2 protein-coding genes are annotated in these 2,216 nt (G+C 61.4%); both read left to right on the top strand.

The genetic code is table 11. The annotated features are described in order from the left end of the window. On the top strand, positions 1–1,262 hold a 1,262-nt coding region (locus tag ACSHXH_RS19490), incomplete at its 5' end, for an FAD-dependent oxidoreductase (protein WP_435673462.1). A 74-nt stretch (positions 1,263–1,336) separates the two neighbouring features. Further along, the coding region (gene hflK / locus ACSHXH_RS19485; RefSeq protein WP_435673461.1) for a protease modulator HflK at positions 1,337–2,216 on the top strand (880 nt) is incomplete at its 3' end.

Raw genomic sequence — 2,216 nt, 5'->3', positions numbered from 1 at the left:
GCCTTGCCGATGCCGAGGGTTTCGGCTGGAGCGTGCCGGAACGGTCGTTCTCATGGGAAAACTTCCAGACCAAGCTTCAGACCGAGCTGAATCGGCTCGAAGAGGTCTATCGCAAGATGCTCAAGGCGTCCGATGTCGATATATTCGACAGCCACGCCACCCTTACCGACGCCCACACCGTCAAGTTCGGCAACAACGCGACAAAGACCGCGCGTCACATCCTGATCGCGACCGGTGGCAGCCCGGTGCGCCCACCGCTGCCCAATGCGGGACTGGGTATTGTGTCCGACGACATCTTCGACTTCGACACGCTGCCGCGCAGTATCCTGATCGTCGGCGGTGGCTACATCGGCTGCGAGTTCGCTTGCATCCTCAATGGCCTGGGGGTCGAAGTTACACAGATTAACCGCAAAGGCGGTATCCTGCGCGGCTTCGACGAAGAGGCGACTGGACTGATTTCCGAGCAGATGCGGGCTAGGGGAGTCGATCAGCATTTTGGCACCACGATCGTCGAGATGACCGCCGCACACGAACATGAGGACATGCCGAAGGGCACCGCGTCCGATGCCGCCGCCGGCGCCGACAGCGCGTCCGCACCTGCCGATCTCCAACCTGGATCGGTGCCGGTCTGGGTCAAGATGAGCAACGGTCAGGAGAAGATCTTCGACAAGGTGCTTTTTGCCACCGGTCGTGCGCCCAACACCGAAGGCCTCGGCCTCGAGGAAGTCGGCGTTAAACTGGGACGCCGTGGAGAGATCGAGGTCGATGACTACTCAAAGACTTCGGTGCCGTCGATCTATGCCATCGGTGACGTGACCGACCGGGTTCAGCTGACCCCGGTTGCGATCCGCGAGGGCATGGCTTTTGTCGAGACGGTGTTCAACGACAACCCCACCAAACCCGATCACGAGACGATTCCGTCAGCCGTGTTCTCCCAGCCGGAATTGGGCACCGTCGGGCTGACCGAAGAACAGGCGATGGAGCGGGGGCCGGTCGAAATCTACTGCACCTCGTTCAAGCCGATGCAGCAGGCCTTTGCCGGTCGATCCGATCGGGTGCTGATGAAACTGGTGGTCGATGCGGAAAGCCGGGTCGTGCTGGGCTGTCATATCGTCGCGGATCATGCCGGTGAAATGATCCAGTTGGCAGGCATCGCAGTCAAGCTGGGCGCGACCAAAGAGCAGTTCGACCAGACCTGTGCAGTCCATCCAACCATTGCCGAAGAGCTGGTGACGATGAAGGAACCGGTGCGAAGCGCTTGAACTCCTGCCTCTTTGCGCACAGGTAGAGAGACAGCGAATACCCTAGAACACTTGGCATGAGGACGATTTGCGTCATGGCTCAAAACAATGGCGGCCCTTGGGGCGGCGGAGGCGGCAACGACGATGAGCCTCCAAGAGGTGGATCGAACAACGGCGGCCGCAGACCGCCGCCACGACGCGGCGAGGGCCCGCAGATGCCCGAAATCGACGAGCTGTTTAACCGTGGCCGCGAACAATTCCGCACCATCATGGGCGGACGCGGTGGTCCGGGCGGCGGCGGTGGCCCCGCTGTAACTCGCGGAACCATCGCGATCGCGGTGGCTGTCGCCGTGGTTTTGTGGCTGGTGGCCTCGCTTTATACGGTGCGCCCCGAGCAGAAATCGGTCGAACTGTTTCTCGGAGAGTTCTCGGAGATCGGCGAGCCGGGTCTGAACTTTGCCCCATGGCCCTTCGTTACCGCCGAAGTCCTCGACGTGACGACTGAACAGACGATCTCAATCGGTGTGAACCGCGCTGGATCGGATCTCGGCCTGATGCTTACCGGTGACGAGAACATCGTCGATATCGACTTTCAGGTTGTCTGGAACATCCGCGACCCGGCGATGTATCTCTTTAACCTCGCCGATCCGCCCCAGACCATCGAGGCAGTCAGCGAATCGGCGATGCGCGAGATTGTCGCGCAATCCGAGCTTGCGCCGATCCTGAACCGGGACCGTGGTGTGATTTCCGATCAGCTCAACGATCTCGTGCAATCCACGCTCGACAGCTACGACAGCGGCGTGAATATCGTGCGGATCAACTTCGACAAGGCCGACCCGCCGGAGCCCGTGATCGACGCCTTCCGCGAAGTGCAGGACGCCGAGCAGGAACGTGACCGGCTTCAGAACGAGGCAGACCGCTATGCCAACCGCGTGCTGGCCGAAGCCCGAGGCGAGGCCGCGCAGGTGCTCGAGC

The sequence above is a fragment of the Marivita sp. genome (genome assembly GCF_051251565.1).
Classification (GTDB): Bacteria; Pseudomonadota; Alphaproteobacteria; order Rhodobacterales; family Rhodobacteraceae; genus Marivita.
The sequence above is the reverse complement of the archived record's forward strand: the minus strand, read 5'-3'. Positions and strand labels throughout refer to the sequence as shown.